At 44.0% G+C, this 24205-nt stretch carries 20 protein-coding genes and 2 riboswitches; of the genes, 18 read left to right on the plus strand and 2 right to left on the minus strand.

Annotated elements, in window-relative coordinates:
* Window positions 1-2 precede the first annotated feature (2 nt).
* The 16 genes from essC (at window position 3) to AB5026_RS06380 (ending at window position 20111) form a co-directional block, all read left to right on the plus strand.
* Window positions 3-4658 carry a type VII secretion protein EssC gene (gene essC / locus AB5026_RS06305; protein ID WP_161209385.1) on the plus strand — a complete coding sequence of 1552 codons (4656 nt, stop codon included), beginning with the start codon at window positions 3-5 and terminating at the stop codon, window positions 4656-4658.
* Between the two features lie 9 nt (window positions 4659-4667).
* Window positions 4668-4922 (plus strand): EsaB/YukD family protein, encoded by a 255-nt coding sequence (locus tag AB5026_RS06310; RefSeq protein ID WP_021652716.1) that lies wholly within the window; start codon window positions 4668-4670, stop codon window positions 4920-4922.
* 31 nt (window positions 4923-4953) lie between these two features.
* Complete coding sequence (locus AB5026_RS06315; protein ID WP_156906940.1) at window positions 4954-5130, plus strand: hypothetical protein; 177 nt, start codon at window positions 4954-4956, stop codon at window positions 5128-5130.
* Window positions 5131-5148: 18 nt separating this feature from the next.
* Complete coding sequence (locus tag AB5026_RS06320) at window positions 5149-5478, plus strand: hypothetical protein (protein WP_044962229.1); 330 nt, start codon at window positions 5149-5151, stop codon at window positions 5476-5478.
* A gap of 47 nt (window positions 5479-5525) precedes the next feature.
* A complete protein-coding gene (locus tag AB5026_RS06325; protein ID WP_021652719.1) occupies window positions 5526-5858 on the plus strand; it encodes a hypothetical protein in 333 nt (110 codons plus the stop codon).
* A 12-nt stretch (window positions 5859-5870) separates the two neighbouring features.
* Window positions 5871-6167 carry a hypothetical protein gene (locus AB5026_RS06330; RefSeq protein ID WP_021652720.1) on the plus strand — a complete coding sequence of 99 codons (297 nt, stop codon included), beginning with the start codon at window positions 5871-5873 and terminating at the stop codon, window positions 6165-6167.
* 166 nt (window positions 6168-6333) lie between these two features.
* Window positions 6334-6981, plus strand: coding sequence for an FHA domain-containing protein (locus AB5026_RS06335; RefSeq protein WP_021652722.1), 648 nt, complete (start codon window positions 6334-6336; stop codon window positions 6979-6981).
* Window positions 6982-6999: 18 nt separating this feature from the next.
* A complete protein-coding gene (locus tag AB5026_RS06340) occupies window positions 7000-8931 on the plus strand; it encodes a lipopolysaccharide assembly protein LapB (RefSeq protein WP_021652723.1) in 1932 nt (643 codons plus the stop codon).
* Window positions 8932-8946: 15 nt separating this feature from the next.
* Window positions 8947-10977 (plus strand): serine/threonine-protein kinase, encoded by a 2031-nt coding sequence (locus AB5026_RS06345; protein ID WP_021652724.1) that lies wholly within the window; start codon window positions 8947-8949, stop codon window positions 10975-10977.
* Between the two features lie 22 nt (window positions 10978-10999).
* Window positions 11000-11152, plus strand: coding sequence for a hypothetical protein (locus tag AB5026_RS06350; protein WP_021652725.1), 153 nt, complete (start codon window positions 11000-11002; stop codon window positions 11150-11152).
* Between the two features lie 343 nt (window positions 11153-11495).
* Window positions 11496-11888 (plus strand): aspartate 1-decarboxylase, encoded by a 393-nt coding sequence (panD, locus tag AB5026_RS06355; protein WP_021652727.1) that lies wholly within the window; start codon window positions 11496-11498, stop codon window positions 11886-11888.
* A gap of 134 nt (window positions 11889-12022) precedes the next feature.
* Complete coding sequence (panC, locus tag AB5026_RS06360) at window positions 12023-12862, plus strand: pantoate--beta-alanine ligase (protein WP_022426185.1); 840 nt, start codon at window positions 12023-12025, stop codon at window positions 12860-12862.
* 3 nt (window positions 12863-12865) lie between these two features.
* Window positions 12866-13867: a bile acid:sodium symporter family protein gene (locus AB5026_RS06365; protein WP_173739473.1), complete on the plus strand. Its 1002-nt coding sequence runs from the start codon at window positions 12866-12868 to the stop codon at window positions 13865-13867.
* 202 nt (window positions 13868-14069) lie between these two features.
* A riboswitch (TPP riboswitch) is annotated at window positions 14070-14178 on the plus strand.
* 164 nt (window positions 14179-14342) lie between these two features.
* The gene (gene thiC / locus AB5026_RS06370) at window positions 14343-15647 is read left to right on the plus strand and encodes a phosphomethylpyrimidine synthase ThiC (protein WP_059086703.1); all 1305 of its coding nucleotides are present in this window, start codon (window positions 14343-14345) and stop codon (window positions 15645-15647) included.
* Window positions 15648-15941: 294 nt separating this feature from the next.
* Window positions 15942-19118: a leucine-rich repeat protein gene (locus AB5026_RS06375; RefSeq protein ID WP_368212983.1), complete on the plus strand. Its 3177-nt coding sequence runs from the start codon at window positions 15942-15944 to the stop codon at window positions 19116-19118.
* 110 nt (window positions 19119-19228) lie between these two features.
* Window positions 19229-19346: riboswitch (FMN riboswitch) on the plus strand.
* Between the two features lie 129 nt (window positions 19347-19475).
* On the plus strand, window positions 19476-20111 hold the full coding sequence (locus AB5026_RS06380; protein ID WP_015526219.1) for an ECF transporter S component: 636 nt from the start codon (window positions 19476-19478) through the stop codon (window positions 20109-20111).
* 127 nt (window positions 20112-20238) lie between these two features.
* On the opposite strand, the gene AB5026_RS06385 is transcribed toward AB5026_RS06380, so the two are convergent.
* The gene (locus tag AB5026_RS06385) at window positions 20239-21627 is read right to left on the minus strand and encodes an MATE family efflux transporter (RefSeq protein ID WP_368212984.1); all 1389 of its coding nucleotides are present in this window, start codon (window positions 21625-21627) and stop codon (window positions 20239-20241) included.
* A 183-nt stretch (window positions 21628-21810) separates the two neighbouring features.
* Between AB5026_RS06385 and AB5026_RS06390 the strand changes: the two genes are divergently transcribed.
* Window positions 21811-22422 (plus strand): NUDIX hydrolase, encoded by a 612-nt coding sequence (locus AB5026_RS06390; protein WP_015526218.1) that lies wholly within the window; start codon window positions 21811-21813, stop codon window positions 22420-22422.
* Window positions 22423-22870: 448 nt separating this feature from the next.
* Here the strand turns inward: AB5026_RS06390 and AB5026_RS06395 are convergent, their stop codons facing one another.
* Window positions 22871-23392 carry a hypothetical protein gene (locus AB5026_RS06395; RefSeq protein ID WP_021652735.1) on the minus strand — a complete coding sequence of 174 codons (522 nt, stop codon included), beginning with the start codon at window positions 23390-23392 and terminating at the stop codon, window positions 22871-22873.
* A gap of 338 nt (window positions 23393-23730) precedes the next feature.
* Here AB5026_RS06395 and AB5026_RS06400 point away from each other — a divergent pair.
* On the plus strand, window positions 23731-24205 hold a 475-nt coding region (locus AB5026_RS06400), incomplete at its 3' end, for a class I SAM-dependent methyltransferase (RefSeq protein ID WP_368212985.1).

The following is a 24205-nucleotide window of genomic DNA, read 5'->3' on the forward strand; positions in this document are numbered from 1 at the left end:
AAATGAAAGACAGATTAAAAACACTTAAGATATATGGAATACAGATCTATCTGCTCTTTGAAAAAGGTTATATGAAAACGATGAATCTGTCTGATCCGCCGGAGGGAAAATATTTCCTGGAAGAACAGGAAACAGGTATCTTCATAGAAGCAAAGGAAAAACACTGGTATATCTGCAGCAGTTCTGAAAAAAGGATATTCGAAGCTTCCGGCAGAAGTATCATGCAGGGAGAAATCCGTGATGGAAGCAGATACCGGATCCTGATGAAAAATGGGTCATGTTTTCTCCATGGGGCAGCGATACAGACGGAACAGATGATCTATCATAATTATCAGTTTGATAAAGGACAGAAACTTTGCATTGGAAGAAATTCAGACAATGATTTTGTATGCACAGAAGAATGGGTATCCAGGCATCACGCAGTGCTGACGAGATCCGATGATGGGATTCGGATAAAAGATCTGGATAGTTCATTTGGAACCTATGTAAATGAAAAAAGAATTCGGGAATGTACATTGAATATAGGCGATATGATCTTTATTATGGGACTTAAGATTATTATCGGGCCGGGATTCCTTTCCATTAATCATGAAAATATGGACTTTCAGATCAGAGACGGAGCATTGAGACTTTTAAATATAAAAGTTGCCAGTCGTGTTCCGGAACGGATGGAAGAAGACGGAGAAGAGAATCTGTTCAGCCGTTTTCCAAGAAAAAAGAAAAAATTTCAGGCAGAAGAAATAAAGATTGAGGCACCGCCTTTTTCACTCAGTGATAATCAGGCGCCAATGCTTTTGAGCATGGGAAGTTCCATGGTAATAGGCGGATCAGCAGCTCTGGGCGGAAATATTTCTTCCGTACTCAGTATGCTGATGTTTCCCATTATGAACCGCATGTACAGCGATAAGGAAAAGAAAGAATACGAAAAACTTCGTATTGATAAATATACAGAATATCTTACTCAGAAAAGCAAAGAGATCCAACAGGAAAAACTCAGGGAAGAAACAATCCTTAATGAGAACTATCCGTCGCTGAATGTTGTAGTATCCTATCCGTCTGACAAAAAAAAACTGTGGAATCGAAGTTACCGGGAAGAAGATTTTCTGAAACTCAGGATCGGATATGGACAGCTTCCTATGACTGCAGAGATCCGATATCCGGAGAAGAAGTTTCGTCTGACAAAAGATCAGCTGGAAGAAGATATGTATCAGCTGGCAGAGAAAAAAGTATTTCTGGATCATGTTCCTATAATGCTTTCACTGACAGAGAATTTTGTATGTGGCGTAGTGGGAAGCCAGAAAGAAAAAGAAGAATTTCTGAAACAGCTGCTCATGCAGATCGTATTTCAGCACAGCTATGATGAAGTGAAGATCGTTTTTCTTGCAGATAAAGAAATCTTGGATAATATAGAAATTGTCCGTTATCTTCCACATCTCTGGAATGATGAGCGCACCTTTCGGTTTCTTGCGGCAGATACGTCTTCCGCTTATCTGATTGGAGAATATCTGAACCGTCAGATAGAACCGGAACTTGAGAAACCAAGAGAACTGGAAGAACTTCTGAAAGAGAAACCTTATTATATTGTGCTGGCATGGTCAAAACAGTTGTTAGATAACATGGAAATCCTGAAAACGATCATGAAAGAAGAGAAAAATCACGGTTTTTCTGTTGTGACATTTTTTGAGGATATTCCTCAGTATGTCAGGGAGATCATCCATCTTTATCCCGACCGTCCAAATGAAATCAGTTATCTGGGGGATTCCGCTGATTATGGAGAAAAATTCCTCCTGGATGATGTATATCATAACCTGGCGGACAAAATGCTGCGGAAGCTGCCCGGTATCCGGCTGAAAGCTATTGAGAATGCATATGTGATGCCTAAAATGATTACTTTTCTGGAAATGATGGGAGCAGGAAAGGTGGAACATCTGAATCCGCTGAAACGATGGAAAGAGAGTGATCCTGTAAAATCTCTGGCTGTTCCTGTAGGAGTTGCCGCTGATGGATCTCCGTTTCTTCTGGACCTTCACGAGAAATATCAGGGCCCTCACGGTTTGATCGCAGGTATGACAGGTTCCGGAAAGAGTGAATTTATCATCACCTATATTCTGTCACTGGCAGTGAATTTTCATCCGGATGAAGTTGCCTTTGTGCTTATTGATTACAAAGGAGGAGGTTTGGCAGGAGCTTTTGATGATGCTGCACGTGGAATCCACCTTCCCCATCTTGTAGGAACGATCACAAATCTGGATGGTCCTGCGATCAGGCGTTCTCTGATGGCGATAGAGAGTGAACTGAAAAGACGTCAGAGAATTTTTAATGAAGCCAAGAGCATTGCTGACGAAGGAACTATGGACATTTATACTTATCAGAAACTGTACAGAGCTGGCAAGGTAAGCATACCGCTTTCTCATCTCTTTATTATTTCCGATGAGTTTGCGGAACTGAAAAGTCAGGAACAGGAATTTATGGATCAGCTGATCAGCGCAGCCAGGATCGGACGAAGCCTTGGTGTGCATCTGATCCTGGCGACTCAGAAACCGGCAGGTGTAGTGGATTCTCAGATTAGCAGCAATGCCAAGTTCCGTGTATGCCTGAAAGTACAGACACGTGCAGACAGTGATGAAATGCTGAGAAGGCCGGAGGCAGCAGAGCTGAAGGAAACCGGACGGTTTTATCTGCAGGTGGGATATAATGAATTTTTTGCCCTGGGACAGTCAGCCTGGAGTGGAGCGCCATATTCTCCACAGGATAAAGTGGAAGTCCACAGAGATGATACCATCCAGTTTCTTGATGATACCGGACAGAATCTGATTCAGCTGAGAAAAGAATCCCCTAAAAAGAAAACAGAAGTATCTCAGCTGGTATCTATTGTGAAATATCTTATACAGGTCGCAAAACAGGAGAATATTTTGCCACATAGGCTCTGGACAGATCCTCTGCCAAAAGAAATTTCCCTGAAAAAGCTTCTGGATGAAGCACCGATATCTGAGAAAGAAACGATCACAATACCGGCCGGGATCATTGATGATCCGGAGAATCAGACGCAGTATCTTTTCCAGGTGGATCTTACAAACTGCAGAAATTATCTGATTACGGGCAGCAGTCAGACAGGAAAAACAACATTTTTGCAGACACTTCTTTATGGAACTCTTTATAGATATTCACCGGAGGAAGTGTGCTTTTATATTCTTGATTATTCCGGTGGACTTTTGAAAATTTTTGACCATGTAAAACATTGTGGTGGAGCCTGGAACGAAGGTGAGGAAGAAGGCACAGAGAAATTTTTTGAAATGCTGTCTGATATTATAAAACAGAGAAAAGAAAGCTTTCAGAAAGAAGATGTGAGCAGCTTTGAGGCTTATCGTCAGATACGGAAGATACCACTGATCCTGGTGGTAATTGACAATATCAGCGGGCTTTCCACATGGAAAGGCGGACAGAATATTTACTATGAGCTGAATACACTGATCAGTGACGGGAATTCCGTAGGGGTACGTTTTCTTGTAACAGCAGCTAGCTATGAAGATGTAATGTATAAAGTGCGCAGGGAACTTGGAACAAGATTTGTTCTGGATGCAAAGAACCGATATGAATATGGAGATATTCTGGGAGTAAGATGTCGTTTTGAGCCGGATGAAGTGCCGGGCCGGGGAATGCTCCGGGACGGAGAACGTCCATTGGAGTGTCAGATCGCCAGATATACGTTCGAAGGAACAGAACAGCAGCGTATCCAGGAACTGAAAGAAAAGATCAGCCGGATCGACGAAAAATACAGAGAATATGAACCGGCAAGGCGGATCCCGGAGATTTCAGAGACGGAGACATATGAGGGATTCTGCAGGAATATTTCCCTTAACAGGATTCCGCTGGGTTACTCTATGACAGACATTCAAAAAATTTCCATACCTCTGAAACAGCTTTACTGTATGGCTGTATACATGGGAAATTCCCAGGATATCCCGGTTTTGATGAAGAATTACCTGTCTGCGGCAGTCCGGGAATCGATGCAGCTGTTCATTGTGAAAAGAAAGGAAAACAGTATATTTGATAAAGATCTGCTGAAAAAGTGGACCGATGAACAACAGGAATCTATTACTTTTTTTGAAAGTACTGCCGAGGGAGCAGAACAGCTGATATGGAAGATTTATGAACTGATCGGTGAGAGAAAACTGGTCCGCAATGAATTCTGTGAGAAAAATAATCTGTCAGCACAGAGCAGCGATATAATGAAAAAATGTTTTCATTATATGACAGAAAGAACCTGCCCGGTTATGACTGTATTCGAAAGTTTTCGGGATTTCTGCACAGTGATCGCGCAGGATGCCAAAGATGTTCTGGAGAATATTTTTATAAATGGAAGAGGATATAACTATTATTTCATGGGCTGCTATTATCCGGATGATGGTGCTGCGTTGAGGTCAGATAAACTGCATACAGCTTTTACCAGAGACGGATTTACCCTTTTATATGGCGGACAATTCCACAGACAGGGGCTTGTGAGTCTTTCTATGGAATACCGAAATATAACAAAGACATCTTCCAGACCAGGTTCCTGTATTATGCAGTATCACGGGGAGGTTTATCCTTTGTTTACACCTTGCGGAACCACAGATAAAAAATGTGAAGATCCGGATGATGAGGAGATTATAAGCTAAGGTGGTGAGATGATGGGAAAAATATTGATTACGTTAAAGGTGCCATCTGTAGAACAGAAATTTGATGTTCTGGTTCCGGATTTTTTGCCGGTAAAGGATGTGATTCCTCTTATGGCAGAAGCGGTATCAGAGCTTACCAGGATGATGTATGTATCATCCGGTGCCGAGGTTCTGTGCCGGGATGATCCGTCAGAAATATTCAACGGAGAATATACGCTGAGGGATTACGGGGTGGCGGACGGTGAATATTTATTTTTAATATAAATATAACAGAATGAAACGGAGAGGAGGAGCGGTGAAAGAGAAGGATATCAGACTTTGCATGGAATTATGTGAAAGGCTGAGGATGGAAATGGAAAGAACTTCCGAAATTCCAGTGCAGTGTCTGTCTGGAAAGATCAGGACTGCATTGCTGGAGGTCAGGGAGTTTCAGAGACAGGAACTGGATGAAATCCGGAAAAGAATCATGTAAATGAAAGGATGGAGTAATATGGCAATGGATTTAGTTGGTGCTTCACTGACCACCAGTGAAGTAAGGAGTATCAGTAATAATATTCAGGAAATCGGAGATGGAATCGATGAAACAATGAAGTCTGTAGACAGCATTATGACAACACTTACAGGTCAGTCGGAAGGCGGTGTGATTCAAAAGACGGAAACTGCAGTAAAAGAACTGAGCAGTCTGGCAACAACCCTGGTAACAAGCATTATCGGAATTGGCATCGGAATTGGAGATTATCTGAAAGAAATGATCAATCAGGATAATCAGGCAGCTGAGACACTTCAGAGGTCGAGAGAATCGAATGTATATGGTAAATAACAGGTGGAACTGAAAAGAATCTTAAAAAGAAATGGAGAAATAAAGATATGGCAGATGAACCTCTGAGAATTAAAGTTGACAAAAATGTTTATCAGCAGACACTGGATAGTCTGGAAACCCAGCTGGAAGCGCTTCAGTCTCATAAAGAAAACCTGCAGAGACAGTTGGATCGTTTAAACAGTGGAAATACTTTTGCAGGATCCGATGTCAGAAGTGCCATCGAAAAAACAGAAGAGGTGCTGAAGACAGTAGGAGATAGTATTTCAAGAGTAATGGGCTATAAAATGACGATACAGCAGCAGCTGGATGGGATCCAGAGCGCAGGAACACAGCTGTCCGGAAAGATGGCAAGTATCGATATCCCTAATATGTTTAATTAAGCAGGCAGAAGATTGAGTATAGATCTGATCAGATATGACAGGATATGGCTTCAGGAATACATTGAGCACATATCCCACGAGGAGAGACTGGCCCGAGAATTATATGATGCACTTCAGACAGCACTGTATGGGACATCGGAAGATAAAATATTATCTTATAAGACAGCATTGGGACATACCCGTGAGCTGATTGATTCTCTCGCAGTGACCAGGCATGCATTAGAACAGTATTTGGAGCAGGTACAGGAGGCAGCGATGCATCTCCGAAAAAAATGCCTGGAGTTAGAAATACCAGATTTTTTTGAGTGAACAAGACAGGATATTTTCCGGAACGTATCAAAAATATGTTCCGGAAAAACTGCCAAAGGTGTCATGGATTTATTCTGAAAACAGATCCAATCAGAATAAAAAAATTCTGTTTTCAGAATAAGTTCTTGACAGAAAGAAAAGAGTATTTCCGTGGAAGGAGAAGGATATGAAATTTACATATGATCACAGCGATGAAAAAGAATGGGAAGAATATGAAGAATATATACCAGAGCTTCCTCCGGTACCGCCGGTACCAACTATGGATCTGCCAGAGGCAGAAGGGGAAATTCCGGAAGTAGAGTTACTGCAAAGGATGGATACAGCAAAAGAGGAAGAAACTCCATACCGTGAAAGTCCATATGAAGATGACTCTGCTTCCCGCGGGTTTGGTTTCGGTTTTGGGCTTGGAAAGTCAGAGATAGAAGAAACAGAAGATGAGGAAGAGAAAACGGTTTTTCTGGCTCCGGCTGAAGAGGAGGAAGAAGAAAAGACTGTTCTCCTGGTACCGCCGACCCAGATTACGGGGAAACTGATCCGTTGTGCAACTGGAGAAGAGTTTGTATTGAATGGAAGTATGAACATTGTTGGAAAAAGTAAAATACGTGCAGATATCCGTATCCAAAATAATCCGGCCATTGGAAATGTACATTGTAAGATCACCCGTGAAGAGAATGCATTCTATCTGGAAGATAACAAGTCACTGAATGGAACTTATCTGGAAAATGTAAAACTGAAACCGGAGGTGAAAACACTTCTTGAGACAGAGAACAGGATTCGCCTTGCAGATGAGGAATTTATTTTCCGGGCGGAATAAGGGGAGGAGAGAAAGGTTATGAAAAACAGAAAGAAATTTTATATTATCGTACCTGCAGTTGCAGTCCTTCTGTGTGTGGCGGTGATCGCAGCAGCGATGATCCTGGGAGTACCTGATAAGGTAAGTGCAGCTCAGGCAGGAAAGCAGATCGATCTGGGTAATAAATATCTGGCAGCCGCAGATTATGACAAAGCAGAGGTGACTTTTGCAAAAGCATTAAAGATCAGTCCGAAATCGGTTAAGGCAGCTACCGGTATGGCAAAAGTTTACAACAAAAAGAAGCAGCCGGAAAAAGCAGTAGAATATCTGAAAAAAGCTTCCGAGAATCTGACAGATGGAGAAGAGGCAAAAGAAGATACGAAAGAAGATGCGAAAGAGCTTCAGAAAGCTGTTACAGAGATAAAGGAACAGATTGTGGCACAGGAAGAAACTGGAAGCCGGGAACAGAACGCAGAAAATAATACAAAAAGCAGCAGAGGGGATAGTAGCAACCATGCAATGACGGTGGATCTGACGAAAATTGAGGAGATTGTAAACGGAACACTGGGCAGATTGAAATCGGTTGCCATTGCAAAAAATGATACGCCAAATGAGGAGAATACAGAAGAAGCGGATACAGACATATCCGGAAAAAATTCAGAAGGTCTGGACAGTGGTTCTGTGTCAAAGGGGACTGCTTCAAAGAATAAAAGCAAAAAAGCAACTGCAACTCCAGAACCAACAGAATCTCCGGTTATTATCATAGAGCCGGAAGAGGATTCTAATACTCCGGATATAACTGTGACAGGGGAACCAGATAAAGATCCGGAAATAACAGTGACACCCGAAATAACAGCTACACCGGAAGTTACAGTTACGCCGGAGATACCGGAAGATCCCGATGGGGCAGGAAACAAGGTAGTAGATGGAATCCCTATTGCGAAAGAAGATGAGGAATCGGCGCCGGATCATGAAGAAGAGGGTGTTGTGTCTTATCCTGAAATTTCTCCAATTGGAGGTGACGAAGAGAGTGAGTGGGAATTAATAGAAGAAGGAGATCAGTCAGCAGAAGAGGCTGATAGTTCTTATGCCACATATGATGGTACAGAAACAGTTGAAACAGAAGATCCGTCAAGCGATTCATCAGATATATACACAGAAGATCCTGGGACAGAAACTGAAGATATGCCAGATACAGAAGAGATATCAAATACAGATACAGAGGATACAACTGCATCAGATCCGGAGAGTATTCTGGAAAATTATGTAGAAGATACACTTTCCAAAGAGACGCCTTCTGTGAGCTGGAAGGATACACAGATTCCATTTACATATGGAGAAAGTTCTGCATCTGCACTGACTGGCCGTCTGGCTGTGATCCTGGAAGACCTGGACGGGGATGGAACAAAAGAACTTCTGGAAGTGGAAGCAAAGGATGGAGATCTGGCCTTCAATATTTATAAGGCAGAGGATGGTACTGCAGAACTGAAAGCTTCTCAGACCGTGACAACAGGTATGCAAACACCCCTTTCTGACATATCATACGGAAATACGCAGGAATGTTTTCTTGTAAACAATAGTGGCAAATGGGAAATCGGTTTTGTAACTTACTGTTATGGATTTGATTCCGGTGAAGGAACTCCGGCAGCACGGACAGAGGTTGAGGTTTTTGATGTGGAATCGGATACCACTGTGAAATTGTGTGCAAGTGGTTCAGTTGAAAACGGGCAGGGGCAGGAAAATCTGGCTTCAAATCTGGAAACAACAGGGCTTACCGGTTCCTGGAACAGCATTAATGCGGAAAGTCTGCAGTCTATAGGATATGCGGAAAATCCTGCTCAGGATCTTTCAGGGGTACCAGATCCGGTGGGAGAGGGAATTTCCACAAAAGAGAAAGAATGTAAAGATCTGGCAGTTATGACTGTGAGGATGGCAGCAGGAAGCGGAATTCTTACGGTAAAAAGTAAATAAGGACGGTTAGTGAAAATGCGGAAATGTATTGCCAATACATATGAGATCGTAGCAAGGATCGGTTCAGGAAACAGCGGGATTGTGTATAAGGCATATCACAAAAATCTGAACAAGTACGTGGTGCTGAAAAAGGTAAAAGAAGATATTAAAGATCTGGTAAATGCCAGAGCAGAAGTGGATGTATTAAAAAACCTGAAACATCCGTATCTTCCGTTGGTTGAAAATTTTGTGGAAGATGACGGGGATATTTATACGGTCATGGAATTTATCCCCGGAAATTCTTTTCGGCAATATCTGGATGCAGGGACGTCTTTTCCGGAGAGCTCTGTTATCATCTGGATCAGGCAGATCGCATCTACACTGGTTTACCTTCATAAGCAGCAGCCTCCGATCATACACAGTGATCTGAAGCCGGGAAATATCATGCTGAAGCCTGATGGAAATATCTGTCTCATAGATTTTAATATTTCATTCAGTGTGGACGGGAATAATGCGTATGTTACCGGCTACACCAAAGGTTATGCATCACCGGAACAGATTGAGGCCATGAAGTACAACCAGAACCAGACCGATCGTTCCCTCTGGAAGAAAATAGATAAGAGATCAGATATCTACAGTTTGGGAGCAACCGTCTATCATATTATGACAGGACAGAAACCGGAGCCGGATGAATCTGGATGTGTTCCGGATATTCAGGCCCTGAAGCCGGAAATAAATGAGGTTTTTGCTTCGATCATCATGAAATGTCTGGAGCCAGAACCCCAAAAGAGGTATCAGCAGGCAGAAGATATTCTGGAAGATCTTAAGAATATGCCGCTGAAAAGCCAGGCGTACCGTTCTCTTTTGAAAAAACAGCGCAGGACAGCGGTAGTTTTATCGGCGGGCATGGTTCTGTGTGCAGCACTTGCAGCAGGTGGTTATCTTCAGATCGAAAAAGAAAAACAGTCTGATTACCAAAATGCCATTGCAAAAGAAGAAGAGTGTATCAGTGAGGGAAATTATGAGGAACTGGATCAGTGGTATCAGAAAGCAGTAAAGATATTTCCGGGAAAAGCAGAAGCTTATGTGAAAAAAGCAGAAGCACTGAACCGTGAAAAAGATTATAAAAAATGCATTACATTTATCAATGATAATATTCTGACCAACGAAAAAGTAATGGAAGACGGAATCCTGGATGGTGTTTATTATCTTCTGGGGGACTCTTATGCTCAGTTGGAAGAATATGAAAAAGCAGCAGATTCCTATGAATATGCGATAAAACTCAATCCGGAAAACGGAAGCTATTATCGTGATTATGCGATCACGGAAGCTTACTGTGGAGATACACAGAAAGCGCAGAAACTTCTTGATGAGGCTGAGGAGAAAGGAAGCAGTACAGCAGATATTGAATATGTAAAAGGCGAGATCCAGTACAGTGCTGGCGCATACAGTGAGGCACAGAAGATCTTTATGGATTGTATCCAGACAAGTCAGGATTCCTACATTCAGATGCGGGCTTACATTATGGCGGCGAAATGTATAGACAAACAGGATAACAGCACAGATAGTCAGAAACAGAAAATGCAGCTGCTGGAAAAGGCAGTAAAAGAGCTTCCGCAGGAAAATAATATAGGGGTTCTTGAAGAACTGGCGCAGACTTACAGTGACCTTGGCGGGGATACAGAGGACAATGGATATTACCAAAAAGCACTTGCTGTATTTAAACAGATCGAATCTCAGGGAATGGGAGATTATAATACAGGCTGTAATATGGCAGTTATCTATCAGAATATGGGAGACTATGAAAACGCTAAAAAGAAGCTTCAGCAGGTGTTGAAAACTTACGGAGAGGATTACCGGGTGTATAAAGATCTTGCGTTCCTGGAAGTGTCTGTGCAGGGCGAAACTGCTGAGGATGACCGGGATTACAGTAAGTTCAAAGAATATTATGATAAGGCAAAAGAACTTTATCAGAAACAGCTTTCTGCAAATGCTAATGATGTGGAAATGGACAGGCTGGATGAATTATATCAGCAGGCAGTAAACAGTGGCTGGATTTCCGGATAAAAGAAAAACAGGAGGTTGTAAAATGGTCACACAGGGAACCGTGATGCTTGTAGCAGGAATTTTAGGCGTTGTGATATGCGGAGTAAACTTAAGTTTTCTTCCGAGGATTTTCCGCAGACAGAGGGAACAGCTTTTGGAAAAGTTGGAAATGCAGGACAGGAAACTTGACAAATAACTACCTCAATGCCATAATACCCCACAGAGATAGTATTTGGACTCAAAACTATACTCTGGCTGAAATCACTGGAATCTTATATAAAAATAGCCAGCCGGAACCCGGGATCGGGAACGGACGGATATATGAAAATTATAAAAGATTATGAAAGATACGAGCCTGTATTAATGACAGAAATCATGCGAATGCTTTTTATGTACAAAAAACAGGACTCAATATACAGGGAATCAATCAGAAGCGTTTCAGGGTCGAAGTGTACCCCGAGACGCTTTTTTATTAAATACGAAAGCGGATGCTTTTATCCACTTGAAAGCTATTCCCTGCAGGAAAGGACTTATATAAGATGACAATAGAGATGTTAAAAGGAAAGATCCACAGAGCAACCGTTGTCCAGGCGGAACTGGATTATGTAGGAAGTATCACTGTGGATGAGGAACTGCTGGAAGCTGCCGGGATACTGGAATATGAAAAAGTCCAGATCGTAGATGTGAACAATGGCAGCCGTTTCGAGACATACACCATTTGCGGAGAACGCGGAAGCGGTATGATCTGCCTGAACGGAGCAGCAGCAAGATGTGTAAGCACCGGTGACAAGATCATCATCATGGCTTACGCACAGTACGAGCAGGAAGAAGCCCGTACACATAAGCCTGCAGTAGTATTTGTAGATGAAGAAAATAAGATCAGTAGAGTGACCAATTATGAGAAACACGGACTGCTGAAAGACATGGCCTGAAAAAATCCGTAATAGAGGAAACTCAGATTACAGACATATACAGAAATAAGAGGAAAGTGAATTCAGAAAAGAGGCTATCTCGAAATCGACAAACCCGGCCATAGTATATAGTGGCTGAGAAAGAGGAGAGCACAATGCAGGTAACAAAAACAGTAGAAGAAACAAGAAAACAGATCAAAGCGTGGAAAAAAGAAGGCAAAACAGTAGGACTTGTCCCGACTATGGGATTTCTCCATGAAGGACACGCAAGCCTGATAAAAAAATGCAGAGAGCAGAACGACATCGTAGTAGTATCTGATTTCGTCAATCCGACACAGTTCGGACCGACCGAAGATCTGGAAGCATACCCGAGAGATTTTGAGCGTGACAGCAAACTCTGCGAAAGCCTGGGAGCAGACCTGATCTTCTGCCCGGAGCCTTCTGAGATGTATCATGATCCCCACGCATTTGTAAGTATAGATACTCTGTCAGAGACACTTTGCGGAAAAACACGTCCGATCCATTTCAAAGGTGTGTGTACCGTTGTGACCAAGCTGTTCCACATTGTGGCACCGGACAGAGCATATTTCGGACAGAAAGACGCACAGCAGCTGGCCATCATCCGCAAGATGGTGCGTGATCTGAACTTCGATATTGAGATCGTAGGCTGTCCGATCATCCGTGAGGAGGACGGACTTGCAAAATCCTCCAGAAATACATACTTAAGCCCTGAAGAGAGAAAAGCAGCTCTTTGCCTGTCAAAGGCAGTAAAAGCCGGACAGGAAGCCATTCACGCAGGAATCCCGGCAGAAGAGCTTCTCGGAAAAATGCGAGCAGTGATCGAAGCAGAGCCTCTGGCAAAGATTGATTATGTATCCATGGTAGATGCACTTACCATGCAGCCGGTGGAAAAAGCTGACCGCAGCGTTCTTGTAGCAATGGCTGTTTACATCGGAAAAACAAGACTGATCGACAACTTCAGCTACGAGGTATAATGTATGGGAAAAGTTTTAAAGAAAATCGGAATTATCAGCAGCCTAGCATCCAGATATATCGGGATCATTATCATCGCTTTTTCCTGCCTGGCTTTTTTCTGGCGTGACGGATTTTCCTGGATGACGAACTATACGTCTGTATTTCTGGGAGTGATCATGTTTGGTATGGGCCTGACCATAAAACTGGATGACTTCCGGGCAATTTTTTCCAGACCCAAAGAAGTGGTGATCGGTGCAGTGGCTCAGTATACCATTATGCCGGTGATCGCCTGGCTTCTGTGTAAAGTGATGAACCTTCCGGCAGATCTGGCACTGGGAGTGATCCTGGTGGGATGCTGTCCGGGCGGAACAGCCAGCAATGTGATCACCTATATCGCAGGAGGTGATGTGGCGCTTTCTGTGGGAATGACTATAGTTTCCACACTGGCAGCACCGTTGATGACACCGTTTCTTGTATATGTTCTGGCAGGAGCCTGGGTGGAAGTATCCTTCTGGGCCATGGTGCTTTCTGTGGTAAAGGTAATTCTGATCCCGGTTCTCCTGGGAGTTTTTCTTCGGAGCCTTGCGGGAGAGCATGTGGATAAGGTATCCGATGTTATGCCGCTGGTGTCGGTTGTAGCTATTGTTATGATCATCGGAGGAATTGTGGCTGTAAATGCAGAGAAGATCGTAAGCTGTGGAGTTCTGGTGCTTGGAGTAGTGGCGATCCACAATTTCTGCGGTATGATGCTGGGATTTCTGGCTGCAAAAATCTTCCATGTGGAGTATTCCAGAACAACAGCTATAGCTATAGAGGTAGGTATGCAGAACAGTGGCCTTGCTGTCTCACTGGCAGCAGCTAATTTTGCAGCCAATCCGCTTGCAACACTTCCGGGCGCGATCTTCAGTGTATGGCACAATATTGCGGGTTCCATTTTTGCGGGGATCCGCCGTGCAGGTGCAGAAAACCTTGCAGAGCTTGACCGGATCAGGGAAATCGACTGCTGTAATTGCGAAAAGCAATAAGCAGTGAATGCGGATTGCGGATGTCCTCCTGACGGGGAACAGCAAAGCTGTGGAAGAATGTCTGTAAAGAAAGATCCCGGGGAGTTTGAGAGATAAAATGACAGATTATGTCGAAAGAAAAAGTCATAAAATGCAGAATTGTGGTTTACAAATTTTAGCCGGTATACTATAATAACCACATGGACGAACAAACGTCCCCAACATATGAAAACAGGGGGGCCCGCTGAAGCGAGCTGAGAGTAGACTGTAAATGTCTTGACCCATAACCTGATTTGGATAATGCCAACGTAGGGACATATGCACGAAGGATTCTTAAAGACACAGAAGATCAGAGAGTACAGAAGAGATCAGAAGTACAGAAGATTTTCATTAAGTACGTAAGAGTAAGAGCCGGTTGCCGTGATGCGTATGCGTTGCAGCAGCCGGTTTTTTGTTGTATAAACACAAAGAATTTATGGAAGGAGATTTTTTTTACATGAGAAATTACAGTACACAGATGGAGGCAGCCCGTAAAGGCATCATCACACCTGAGCTTGAGATCGTAGCTAAGAAGGAACGCATGACAACAGAGGAACTGCTTCCGCTGGTAGCCTCCGGTAAGGTGGCGATCTGTGCAAATAAAAATCACAAATGTATCGATCCGGAGGGCGTAGGTTCCATGCTCCGCACCAAGATCAATGTAAACCTTGGTGTATCCAGAGACTGCAAGGACTACGATGTAGAGATGCAGAAAGTAATGGAAGCTGTAAACATGGGCGCCCATGCTATCATGGATCTTTCTTCCCACGGAAATACCATTCCGTTCCGACGCAAGCTTACATCCGAGTGTCCGGCAATGATCGGAACCGTTCCGGTTTATGATTCCGTTATCCACTATCAGAGAGATCTTGATACGCTGACAGCTAAAGATTTTATCGATGTAGTAAGACTCCATGCACAGGATGGTGTTGACTTCGTAACTCTTCACTGCGGAATCACAAGAAAGACCATCGACCAGATCCGTAACCACAAGAGAAAAATGAATATCGTTTCCAGAGGAGGATCTCTTGTATTTGCATGGATGTGCATGACCGGTGAGGAGAATCCGTTCTATGAATACTACGACGAGATCCTGGATATCTGCCGCGAGTATGATGTGACCATCTCCCTTGGAGATGCCTGCCGTCCGGGATGTCTGGCTGACGCAACAGACGTATGCCAGATCGAGGAGCTTGTACGTCTTGGCGAGCTGACCAAACGTGCATGGGAAAAGGACGTTCAGGTTATGGTTGAGGGACCGGGACATGTGCCGCTTGATCAGGTTGAGGCAAATATGAAAGTACAGCAGTCCATCTGTCAGGGTGCACCGTTCTATGTATTAGGACCTATCGTAACTGACGTTGCACCGGGATATGACCACATCACATCCGCGATCGGCGGAGCAGTAGCTGCTATGTCCGGAGCAGCATTCCTCTGCTATGTAACACCGGCCGAGCACCTTGCACTTCCGAATCTTGAGGACGTAAAACAGGGAATCATGGCATCTAAGATCGCAGCTCATGCAGCAGACATTGCCAAAGGTGTCCGCGGTGCCCGTGAGATCGATGACAAGATGGCAGATGCCAGAAGAAAGCTTGACTGGGAGGCACAGTGGGAATGCGCCATGGATCCGGAAACAGCAAAACGTATCTGGAACGAGCGCAAACCGGAGCATGAGGATACCTGCTCCATGTGTGGTAAATTCTGCGCAGTACGAAGCATGAACAAGGCACTTGCAGGAGAGCATATCGATATTCTGTAAGAATACAGAATGCATATGAGCATGCAGCATCACAGTAGAACGTGGTGTTGGCAGTATCCAGCCAGAAAACTGGTTGATCGAATGCGGATATGGAAAGAACAGTAATGCTGAAATTGTGGAAAGTCTGATGTTCCGATAATAAAACATAAACCGCTGTGATCTAAAATGAAGATCACAGCGGTTTTTTGCAGAGTAGGGGACATTATTGCAGCTTGCGAAAAGACAGGGCCGCGTTATAATAAAAACAGAACTTACATATAAACGGTTTACATAAAAAGGAAGGAAAGGTACGAAATGAAATTTCCGAAAAAATTGATAGCATTTGGTCTGTCATTATGTATGTCTGTTGTTCCATGTGGACCGGTGGCGGCCGAAGATTTTACAGACGCACAGACGGATATAACAGACGCCATTGATACTTTTACAGATGACGGGAATTCTGAGGAATCAGAAAATACCGTAAACACAGATCAGATCACGGAAGAAGATACTGCCGTGAGCACAGATCAGATTACAGAAGAAGAGTTTCCGGGATCAGATATCGGAACGGAAACGGATGAAGCTGAAAGCTCAGAGAGTGAGGAAATACAACAGGATTCTGATGAAGGATTAATTCTGGAAGAACCTTCGGCGGTCATCAGAAAAGCAGAAGGAACAGAGGATACAGAGGAGGCTGCGGCACCGGAAGAAATTTTTGGTGACGGAGAAAACCAGGAGCAGCAGGAAGATATATTCACAGATGATATTCCGGCAGCAGGCACTTCCGAAAAAGAAACAGATGTAGAGAGCACAGAAATATATCTGTATGCGATGAATGATACTTACAGCAGTGTGATCTCCATGCCGGATACCATGCAGACATCTTATCAGATCCAGACATCCGGCAAAAATCCGGTATATACGGTTGTTTCCGGTTATACTGCGAAAGTCAGCGAAACCGGTCTTGTTACTCCTAAAATGCAGTATGTAACCTATGTAGACAAAAACGGAAATGACGTAAAGAGCCAGTGGGAATACATGTTTGGAGAGACCCTGATCTCTGTACAGGATGGAAACAGTACCGTTTATTATAAATTCATACTCAAAGATTATGCGGAGTATTACGCAGAACAAAAAATGGATACATTTCTCAAAGAAAATATTACTGCGGAAATGTCCGATTATAAAAAGGTTGAGACGATCGCCAGATGGCTTGCCAACAACTTTAATTACAGTCAGTATCATTCTGGTTATACAGGCCTGATGCTGGATGGCGGCGGAGACTGCTGGGCCAATACCAGCGCAGTGAACTATATGTGCGAAAAACTGGGACTGACCGTGTATGCAAGGTATGCGGCCAATGATCCGGGGGCAGGAAGCGGTCACAGGAACTCCGTAGTCATTATTGACGGCGAAAGATATCTGGTTGACTGCGGATATACGGGAAATGCCCCCAGACATTATGAATTGTCCAAAATGGACTATGACTATTCTTATGAGATCCTGAATGATGGAACACTCAGGCTGTATCAGTATGAAGGGACAGATACAAATATCGTAGTTCCGGATACTATTGACGGAAGAAAAGTAACGGTTCTTGGAAACAGTACCTTCCAGTATTGCACCCAGGCTTCTGATATAGAGTCTGTTACTTTGCCGGATTCGCTTACAACCATCGAAAAGAATGCTTTTTACAACTGTGAGAAATTGAAATCTGTTACGATTCCCCCAAATGTGTCATCTATAGGGCTGGCTGCTTTTGTGGAGGGCTTGTCTGAGTCCAGTCTGACAGAAATTAAAGTAGATCCGGAAAATCCGTATTTTTCTGAAAAAGACGGAGTGGTATTCAGCAAAGATGGCACAAAATTGATCGTGTTTCCGTCCGGACGTTCCGGAGATTACCAGATCCCGGATGGAACTGTAAGCGTGGGAGACTATGCTTTTTATTACTGTGTAAATGTTTCTTCCATAACAGTCCCGGGAAGTGTCAGAAGCCTTGGAGAAGGTGCATTCGGAAACTGTTCGTCGCTTACGAAAGCTGTCCTAAACGAAGGCTTGGAAGAAATCGGTGAATATGCATTCCAGAGCAGTTCAGGGATCCGTGATATTATAATTCCCGCATCTGTAAAATCAGTTGGGAAAAATGGACTTTGTCTGTCTTCCGGGTGCAGGATAAGAGTACTGAGCACAGATACTGTCTGGGCGGATGATGCGTTCAGGGATTCAGCACTGATCGCGGGAAAAAAGGATTCCACACTTCAGAAATACGCAGAGGACCATGGCCGCACGTTTGTGGAGCTGTCAGCAGACAACCGGATACCGCTTCAGAATGAATGGTTTGAACAGATCACTCCAGAATATGAATATAATGGAAAAAGCCATGAACCTGAAATAGAATCCAGTGAATCCGCACCGGAACTTGAGCAGGGCTCCGATTATGAAGTAACTTATGAAAATAACATCAATGCAGGAACTGCGACTATAAAGATCACGGGAAAAGATATTTTCTGCGGTACAGTAGAGCGGAGTTTCAAGATTACGCCAGATGAAAATGGAATGTATGTGTGCTATTTTGCGGAAAATAATGAAACCTACCTGGAAACCACCTTTAAAGGAAAAAAAGTGGAACCGGAAGTGGTAATTGACGGACTGGTACGGGGGAAAGATTATACGGTAACCTATGTTAATAATGAAAAGCCTGGTGAAGCTCGTGCAGAGCTCACGGGAATCGGCAATTATAAAGGATCGGAAACATTATATTTTACTATTTACGGAAAACTACCGGCTGCGGATCCAATAGCTGATCAGACATATACAGGAAAAGAACTCACACCTGCCATCGTAATCCCCGGATTGAAAGCCGGCGAAGATTATTATATGTACTACGAGGATAATCAGTATCCGGGTGTTGCAACGGTAACCATTTATGGTACCGGTTATTATAAAGGTACCGCAACCATTCATTTCAAAATTATAAAAAAGACAGAAAGGTTTGTCAGCAATGTCAAGCTAAACAGAACCTCTTACACTTATACGGGAAAATCCATCCGGCCATCAGTAACCGTAACTGTAAATGGAAAGAAGATCGGTGCGAGTGCTTATAAGCTGTATTACAAAAATAATAAAAATTCCGGAATTGGAACTGTGCAGGTCAGAGGGACCGGAAAATACAGTCGTATCAACAAAACGCTTACCTTTAAGATCCTGCCTCCAAAAACTCTGCTGACAGGACTGAAAAAAGCAAACAGATCCTTTACCGCAAGCTGGAAAAAAAATATACAGGCAACCGGCTATCAGATCCAGTATGCAGCAGACAGCAGATTTACAAAAGAAAGAAAAACGGTCACAGTTGGAAAACAGTCTGCGACCAGATATAAGATATCAGGACTGAAAAACAAAAAGACCTATTATGTCCGCATCCGGTCATATAAAAGAGTCGGAAAAAAGATTCTTTACAGTAGCTGGAGTACGGTAAAGAAAATCCGGGTTTGATCATAAATGAGCGGATCTCAGACCCATATAAATGGAGAACAATACTTCCGGGACAGAATTAAGCCTTGTAATTATAAAAAGAGCGCGTTATAATGAACTCGTAAAAAAGAAAATTTCTTCGGGGCAGGGTGTGATTCCCTACCGGCGGTATAGTCCGCGACCCGCTTCGGCGGCTGATCTGGTGAAATTCCGGAACCGACAGTAAAGTCTGGATGAGAGAAGAACGCGCAGTATTTGAAGAACGTGCTCAGCGCCCCGGGAAGAAGCTCCCGGGGCTTTTTATGTGAAGGAATTTTTTCGCATAAAGATTTCTTGTAGAAATTTTCTTTGAATATTTCTGAAGAAGGAGAGAGAGTTATGAGTGAACAGATATTACAGAGAGGAAATGCCGTGGAAAGAAGCAGAACAAGAACTATCGCGCAGGTAGCTATGCTTGGTGCTGTGGCAGGAGTATTGATGAATCTTGAGTTTCCGATCCCGTTTCTTGCACCGTCTTTTTATCAGCTTGATTTTTCCGAGGTACCGGTTATGGTAGGAACCTTCGCTATGGGACCTGTAGCAGGTATCCTGATCGAGCTTGTGAAGATTCTCGTACATCTTGTGACTAAGGGAACCATGACTGCCGGTGTTGGTGATGTTGCCAACTTCCTGTTTGGATGTGCCTATGTGGTACCGGCCGGCCTGATCTATCGTTTCCGTCACAAAAAGAGCAGAGTACATGCAGTTGCAGGTATGGCAGTAGGAACAGTCCTGACAGCGATCCTTGCATGCTTTGTCAATGCCTTTGTGCTGCTTCCGGCTTACGGTAAGGCTTTTGGAATGCCGATCGAGACCTTTATCCAGATGGGAAGCGCAGTACACAGCTCCGTAAACGGACTGCTTACCTTTGCACTGCTGATCATCGCTCCGTTTAATATCTTTAAATATGCACTGACATCTCTGATCGTATTTGTAATTTATAAGAAGATCCGTGTTGTACTGAAGGGTGACTGATCATAAGCAGCTGCCGGAGGATGAAGAAAAGATCAGAAATTGGTGGTTTCAGATAAATATCTGAGAATGTGAGAAATGCCATGTAATATATTGCCGATGGGCAGTAAATTACATGGCATTTTTTATGTCAGGCGTTTTGTTCTGCAGCTTTCATGACTCCAAGCTCACGTCTGGCAAAAACAACGGCCAGCACAAATGCAGAGGTATCTGCAATTGGTCCTGCGTACATGACGCCATCGATTCCGAAGAAGACCGGGAAGATGACGATCAGCGGCAGCAGGAAGAGCACCTGCCTTGTGAGGGACATGATCACACCAAGCCGGGCTTTTCCAATGGAGGTAAAAAAGCCGGCGGACATAGGCTGGATCCCGTTGGCAAAGGTCATCAGCATGAAGATGCGGAGATATTTTTCTGCAAAATGAAAGTACAGGTCGCTGCCGTTTCCGAAGATGCCTACGATCTGATGCGGGAAGAACTGGAAGCAGATAAAAAATATGGTTGCGATCACAGTACATAAGGTTACGGAATAGCGGTATGTCTGGCGTACACGGCTGTATTTTTCGGCACCGTAGTTAAATCCCAAGATGGGCTGGGAGCCCTGGGAGATTCCGATGCAGATGGCCATAAATACCTGATTGACTTTGGAAATGATTCCTGCACAGGCGATTGGAATATCACTCCCGTAGGCGGAGAGTGCTCCGTAATGGCGAAGTGTATTGTTCATGACGATCTGCACTGCAGCAATGGCAACCTGATTGATACAGGAGGCCATTCCCAGAGAAAAAATGGCAGACAGATTGCGTGCTTTAGGAATCAGCATGGAGTGGTCCAGGTACATTTTCCGGAGTCTGGAAAAATAAAAGATGATCAGAAGTCCGGATACGATCTGGCCGATCACGGTTGCCCAGGCTGCACCTTTGATGCCCCAGCCGAATCCAAAGATGAAAAGCGGGTCCAGGATGGTGTTGATGGCGGCACCGGCCAGGATGCAGGCCATGGAATAGGTAGGACTCCTGTCTGCTCGGATCAGGTGGTTGCCGCCTGTGCTTAAAACATAAAAGGGAAGTCCAATGGCGGTGATCCCCATGTAATCAATGGCATAGGGCATGACGTCCGGTGTTCCGCCGAAAAAATGAAGCAGTGGCTTCAGGAACAGAAGGACGATGACAGAGAGTATCGTACCGGAGATTATCAGCGCGGAGAGTCCGGTTCCTGCAATGGAGCTGGCTTTTTTTTCGTTTCCTGCGCCCATTTCCAGGTTGTAATTGGAGGCGCTGCCGATTCCCAGGAGCAATGCAGCAGCAGTAGAGATAATGGTTACGGGAAATGCGATGTTTGTGGCGGCGTTTCCAAGCATTCCTACGCCCTGTCCGATAAAGATCTGGTCAACGATATTGTACAGAGCGCTGACTAGCATGCTGATGATGGCGGGAATGGCGAATTTGGTGATCAGGCTGCCTACAGGGGCGGTTCCCAGAGGGTTTTCGGCCTGGGCAGCATTGGTCTGGTTTTTCAATGTTTTTTCCTTCTTTCTTGTCTACAGTAGCTGTTTGGTAATGTAATAAGTAAATTTTAAATTTTATAGCAGGGTATTTATTATAGCACTATTGTGAAGTGAGTGTAAGTATAAAAAATTGACCTTTGGTTTTGGATGGGATAAAATGTTTTTAGAAAAAATTTTCGGGAAGGAGTTTTTCAGATGGGTAAGATCAACAGTGTGAAAAAACTTACAGATAATAAGTTCGTGAATCTTTATGGAGTGGATGCGACCAGTGTACATGATACGCCGGTTTCTTATTTTGTGGCCTCCAGGGCGAAGAGTGTGGAGGATATGAAGCTTTCTACAGGGGAGAATCATCCGGATGGGGTGATCATTTACAGTGTTTATGGAGAGAAGCGGGATAAGGTTGTGCTGATCCGTCAGTATCGGTATACGATCGGCGGGTATATTTATGAGTTTCCGGCGGGGCTTGTGGAGCCTGGGGAGGATTTCCATGAGGGTGCTGTGCGGGAGATGTTTGAGGAGACTGGGTTGAAGCTGGAGCCGATCAAGGTTGCGGAGGCTTTTGAGAAGCCTTATTTTACGACGATCGGGATGACGGATGAATCCTGTGCTACGGTTTATGGGTATGCCAGTGGTGAGGTTAGTAAGGCTGCTCAGGAGGATAGTGAGGAGATCGAGGTTGTGATCGCGGACCGGGATGAGGTCAGGAGAATACTGAAGGAGGAGAGGGTTGCGATCATGTGTGCTTATATGCTGATGCATTTTCTTGAGGATGAGGAGGTGTTTGGATTTCTTGGGGAGATTTAAACGGAGGTAGTTATATGGCGGAAGGGGACGCCAGTGAGGGGCTTCTTTCCAGGCTGGGGCTTCGTCGGGGGCTGGCTTCTAAGGTGCCGGAATTCTGCTAAAAGCGCTTCAAAAAATCTCGAACTCGCGTCTGAAGCCGCTCAAACAGCGAGATTTTTTGAAGCAACGCAGATTTCCGCCACCTAAGAAGCAGCTCCCCTCCTGCAGAGTCAGTCTGGAAAGAAGCCCCTCACTGGCTGTGCGTTGGCCGTGAGACGTGTTAAATCTCGTGGGGAGTGTTGCTAGTGGGGTGGTATGACGGGAGTTGGATGAGCCATCGGCGCTGCGCTGGATGGCTGGGAGGAAAGGCTGAGATTCCCTGTGGCTTGAAGAGGGGAATGGGTCATTGGCGCTGCGCTGGATGGATGAGAAAAACGGGGAATCTGCGGTTGTGGATTCCCCGTTTTGGTCAGAGCTCTGTGAGTTTTCCTAGGTCTTTGTTGTATTTGCAGTATTTGCCGTTTTCGGAGATAAATGGCTGGTAGGTGTCGGTACGGTTGTCTTTGACGTAGACGATTCCGGTGGCGATCATTTCTACCAGGGAGAAGCGTTTGCTTAAGCTGGAGATCCAGCGGTAGGTTTTTTCGTTGCCGGAGTCTGCCATGAGGAGGTTGTAGCCGCCTGGGCAGGCTTCCAGGGTGAAGTAGATTTTCTGGGACCGGATGGAGGTGTTGAAGACCTGGCCGGTGATGTAGGTGGAGAAGTTGGTTTCTACAAATTGGCGGAAGGTGTAGAGATCGTAGATCACGCCGGTGGTCTCATCTTTGATCTTGTCGCCGCGTTCGATGCGGGCTTTCAGGAGCTTGAGGACTTCGATGGTCCAATTGATGAAGGAGATGCTGCTGTAGGTCATGCTTTCCTGAAGTTGATCGACCAGCTGTTTTGACAGGATGTTGGATTTTGATGCTTCATTAAAAAGTTCTTCGTTCATAAGGTTCCCTCCAGTGTTGGATTTTTATATGGTTTTCGCTCTTTTTTTGTATCTTTTATTATAAGTCTGAATTGTATATAAAGCAATAAAAAATGCGTAAAATACAAAGATAATTATTGAAAAATGATATATAATTAACGAGTGCGTTTTGATAATATCAGTGTTTTCGGCAGCTTGTTTAAAAATGGATTGTAAACATCTAGTTAATTTGAATAAGTATAAGTAAGAGTTTTACCAAATATCGCCATTTTATTGATAAAATTTTGTTGTATATCTCCCTTGACATAAAGCCTTCCTCCGGGTGTATCATAGTGCTGTGTTAAAGGAGGTAGACTATTATGTTTGAGACATTACAGGAGAAGACGGAAGAGAAAGCAATGGTACAGTTCCTTGAACGCTTTACAGATTATCCATTTCTGGTAAAGTTCAAGAATTCCGAGTATCACATCGGAGAGGGTGAACCTACATTTACGGTGAATTTTAAGAAAGCGATTCCTCTGGCGGATCTGATGAAGAGCACATCCCTTGCACTGGGTGAGGCGTATATGCGTGGGGATCTGGATATCGAGGGAAATCTTTATGAAGCGCTGGACCATTTTCTGGGACAGATGGGGAAATTTTCTACCAATGAATCTGCTCTGAAAAAGATCATGTTCAGTTCAACATCAAAGAAGAATCAGGAAAAGGAAGTAACCAGCCATTATGATATTGGAAATGATTTTTATAAACTTTGGCTGGATGAGACTATGAGTTATTCCTGTGGGTATTTTATCCATGAGGATGATACGTTGTATCAGGCACAGGTAAATAAAG

It is taken from the genome of Blautia sp. RTP21359st1_E11_RTP21359_211015, from assembly GCF_040910705.1.
GTDB lineage: Bacteria > Bacillota > Clostridia > Lachnospirales > Lachnospiraceae > Blautia_A > Blautia_A fusiformis.

Bases quoted from the DNA above. Each gene is read 5' to 3' on its own strand.
- AB5026_RS06335 (WP_021652722.1), top strand. From the start codon at position 6,334: ATGAAATTTACATATGATCACAGCGATGAAAAAGAATGGGAAGAATAT.
- AB5026_RS06395 (WP_021652735.1), bottom strand. From the start codon at position 23,392: ATGAACGAAGAACTTTTTAATGAAGCATCAAAATCCAACATCCTGTCA.
- AB5026_RS06375 (WP_368212983.1), top strand. From the start codon at position 15,942: ATGAAATTTCCGAAAAAATTGATAGCATTTGGTCTGTCATTATGTATG.
- AB5026_RS06390 (WP_015526218.1), top strand. From the start codon at position 21,811: ATGGGTAAGATCAACAGTGTGAAAAAACTTACAGATAATAAGTTCGTG.
- AB5026_RS06340 (WP_021652723.1), top strand. From the start codon at position 7,000: ATGAAAAACAGAAAGAAATTTTATATTATCGTACCTGCAGTTGCAGTC.
- AB5026_RS06325 (WP_021652719.1), top strand. From the start codon at position 5,526: ATGGCAGATGAACCTCTGAGAATTAAAGTTGACAAAAATGTTTATCAG.
- AB5026_RS06365 (WP_173739473.1), top strand. From the start codon at position 12,866: ATGGGAAAAGTTTTAAAGAAAATCGGAATTATCAGCAGCCTAGCATCC.
- AB5026_RS06345 (WP_021652724.1), top strand. From the start codon at position 8,947: ATGCGGAAATGTATTGCCAATACATATGAGATCGTAGCAAGGATCGGT.
- AB5026_RS06320 (WP_044962229.1), top strand. From the start codon at position 5,149: ATGGCAATGGATTTAGTTGGTGCTTCACTGACCACCAGTGAAGTAAGG.
- AB5026_RS06380 (WP_015526219.1), top strand. From the start codon at position 19,476: ATGAGTGAACAGATATTACAGAGAGGAAATGCCGTGGAAAGAAGCAGA.
- essC (WP_161209385.1), top strand. From the start codon at position 3: ATGAAAGACAGATTAAAAACACTTAAGATATATGGAATACAGATCTAT.
- panC (WP_022426185.1), top strand. From the start codon at position 12,023: ATGCAGGTAACAAAAACAGTAGAAGAAACAAGAAAACAGATCAAAGCG.
- panD (WP_021652727.1), top strand. From the start codon at position 11,496: ATGACAATAGAGATGTTAAAAGGAAAGATCCACAGAGCAACCGTTGTC.
- AB5026_RS06350 (WP_021652725.1), top strand. From the start codon at position 11,000: ATGGTCACACAGGGAACCGTGATGCTTGTAGCAGGAATTTTAGGCGTT.
- thiC (WP_059086703.1), top strand. From the start codon at position 14,343: ATGAGAAATTACAGTACACAGATGGAGGCAGCCCGTAAAGGCATCATC.
- AB5026_RS06310 (WP_021652716.1), top strand. From the start codon at position 4,668: ATGATGGGAAAAATATTGATTACGTTAAAGGTGCCATCTGTAGAACAG.